This is a genomic window from Bacteroidota bacterium (genome assembly GCA_030706565.1).
Classification (GTDB): Bacteria; Bacteroidota; Bacteroidia; order Bacteroidales; family JAUZOH01; genus JAUZOH01.
On record JAUZOH010000525.1, the window covers coordinates 1 to 2,340 of the forward strand.

The following is a 2,340-nucleotide window of genomic DNA, read 5'->3' on the forward strand; positions in this document are numbered from 1 at the left end:
TATTGTTTGACACTTATTATGAAATAAAAAATCTGGCAGAACAGGAAAAAGTGGTTGAGGTTAATGAAACAACCCCCCGTTTCCGGAAATTTTATATCCGAAACATTTATTGCAATGGAGCCGAACAGGCTGTTAAAATTACAGGTTTGCCAGAGATGCCTGTGCGGGATGTTGAATTCAGCAATATGGTCATTTCGGCCCGTTCTGGTTTTTCATCCAGGGAAGCAGCAAACATCAGGCTGGACAATGTTTCTATTATACCCGGGAGAGGTGTTTCCTATTCCCTGGAAAACAGCCGGGATTTTCTGATGAAGAAACTGGTTTGTCCTCCAGCTTCTGATTTGTTTATGAGGCTGGAAGGTGCCGCCACAGGAAATATCCGGGTTGAAAGCACTGATCTTTCAAAATGTAATGATAAATTTGAGTTTGGAAAAGGAACGCAGAAAAGTGCGGTGATTGTAACAGAATAAAATGCTTTTTAGCTCCAAACTTTCTCCAAAATCATTGTTTATGTTTGAATAAAAAATCTTGAAAATTTTAATTGTAGAAGACGAGATAAACTTAAGAGAAACAATTGTTTCCTTTCTGGAGGAAGATGGTTATTGTTGTGAACAGGCTGATACTTTCCAGGCGGGTTCAGAAAAACTGGATTTGTACCATTACGATTGCCTGCTTTTAGACATTGGTTTGCCCGATGGCAATGGTCTTCAGTTGATCAAAGAGTTAAAGAAACTTCATCCGGATACGGGAATAATTATTATTTCAGCCAAAAATTCCCTGGATGATAAAATTGCCGGCCTCGATCTGGGCGCTGATGATTATATCACCAAACCATTTCATCTGACAGAACTGACTTCAAGGATTAAAGCATTGCTCCGGCGTAGAAAATTTGAAGGAAGAAAGGAAATTGTGGTTGATAAACTCAGAATTATTCCGGAAAACAGGCAGGTATATGCTAATGGAGAACTGTTGATTCTTACCAAAAAAGAATTCGACTTACTCCTGTATTTTGTTACCAATCCCAACCGTGTGCTTACTAAAGAAGCAATAGCAGAACATTTATGGGGTGATTTTGCTGATTCTTGCGACTCTTTTGACTTTGTCTATTCGCAAATTAAGAACCTCCGCCGTAAATTGCTTGAGAAAACAAATCTTGATTACTTTCAAAATGTTTATGGCACCGGCTATACTTTTAAAGTTTGATTTTAATGAAACTTCAAAATAAAATAAGTGTAAGGTTTTTACTCATTACGATCATTGCCTTTACGGCTACAGGAATCCTGTTCTATGTGATTTTGAACATGATTGTCCATCAAAATATGGACGAAAGGATTCGGTCCCGGAAAGAAGCCATCATAAAATATCTTCAAAGTCAATCATTGCCCGATTCAATCTATCAATCACCGGACAGGGAATTTTTTATTCAGAAATATCATGGGATAAAATATGAGCAGCTTAAGGATATCCGTGTTTATGATGCGGATGACAAGGAGATTATCCCTTTTCGCAAGTTGAGTTTTATTGAGGATGTCCATGGAACAACTTATAAAATTACGATAATTCAATCGCTCCTTGAATCGGAAGATTTAAAAGGGGCGATTTTTGGCTTTATGTTGGGCCTTTTTGGCTTTTTGGCAGTGATACTTTTGGTACTGAACCGCAGGTTTTTATTTTCTGTCTGGAAGCCTTTTTTTGTAACAGTTGATAAATTAAGAACTTTTAAAATAGGCGTAACACAGGATATTCAATTCCCGGCTAATGGAATATATGAATTTGATTTATTGAACCAGACTCTTACCGAGTTGACCCGTAAACTTCAGGCTGATTTTGTTAATTTAAAGGAATTTACTGAAAATGCTTCTCATGAGATACAGACTCCTCTTGCAATAGTCAAATCGAAGCTGGAAGTAATTCTTCATGATTCCTTGTTGGCTGAAAATCACAGGAAGTTGGTTTATTCAGCTTATGAATCGGTTATCCGCCTTTCAAAACTTAATGAGGCTTTGTTGCTGCTTTCTAAAATTGAAAATCGTCAGTTCATTGATAATAAAAAGATTGATCTTAATGAAGTAATTAAAGGAAAATTGGATCAGACAATAGAACTTTTCGAGTTGAAAAATATAAAGCTGACAATTATTACGAAAGAGCCTTTTTGGGTTAACATGAATCCCTACCTGGCTGATATATTAATTAATAATATTCTTAACAATGCGATAAAGCATAATATTGCTGACGGAGAAATTAAAATAATGGCTGATCAGAGGGTGTTATCCTTTTCAAATACAGGAGAAAGGTTGAATGTTGCCCCTGAAAAATTATTTAAAAGATTTGTGAAACAAA

General features: G+C 36.3%; 3 protein-coding genes. All 3 read left to right on the plus strand.

Features of this window, described 5'->3' with window-relative positions:
• A partial coding sequence (locus Q8907_16375) for a hypothetical protein (GenBank protein ID MDP4275845.1) occupies positions 1–470 on the plus strand: 470 nt, incomplete at its 5' end.
• A 58-nt stretch (positions 471–528) separates the two neighbouring features.
• Positions 529–1,203 carry a response regulator transcription factor gene (locus Q8907_16380; protein ID MDP4275846.1) on the plus strand — a complete coding sequence of 225 codons (675 nt, stop codon included), beginning with the start codon at positions 529–531 and terminating at the stop codon, positions 1,201–1,203.
• Between the two features lie 5 nt (positions 1,204–1,208).
• On the plus strand, positions 1,209–2,340 hold a 1,132-nt coding region (locus tag Q8907_16385), incomplete at its 3' end, for a HAMP domain-containing sensor histidine kinase (protein ID MDP4275847.1).